1 protein-coding gene is annotated in these 291 nt (G+C 37.5%); it reads left to right on the top strand.

What is annotated here, in order from left to right; all coding sequences use genetic code 11:
* Positions 1-291 (top strand): ATP-binding protein (locus KI375_RS27130; protein WP_212976450.1); only part of this gene is annotated, 291 nt, incomplete at both ends.

The following is a 291-nucleotide window of genomic DNA, read 5'->3' as shown; positions in this document are numbered from 1 at the left end:
ACGGAACTACAAACCAGAGAAGAAAATCAAAGGCAGCGCCGACTAAAGCAAGCATCGTTCCCTGTTCAAAAAACACTAGATACCTATGATTTTAGTTTAATGCCAAGTTTAAATCGAAATCGCTTTACCACTTTGTCCAAGGGAGAGTTTGTAGAGAAAAAGGTGAATCTAATTTTTTTAGGCAATAGTGGAACTGGTAAGACGCATCTTGCCATAGCACTCGGAATAGAGATGATTCAAATTGGATACAAAGTAAAATTTATAACCGCCTCTCAATTAGTAGAGGAACTT

The organism is Bacillus sp. J14TS2, from assembly GCF_018333015.1.
Lineage (GTDB): Bacteria > Bacillota > Bacilli > Bacillales > Bacillaceae_C > Lederbergia.
This window is presented reverse-complemented; position numbering and strand designations above follow the sequence as displayed.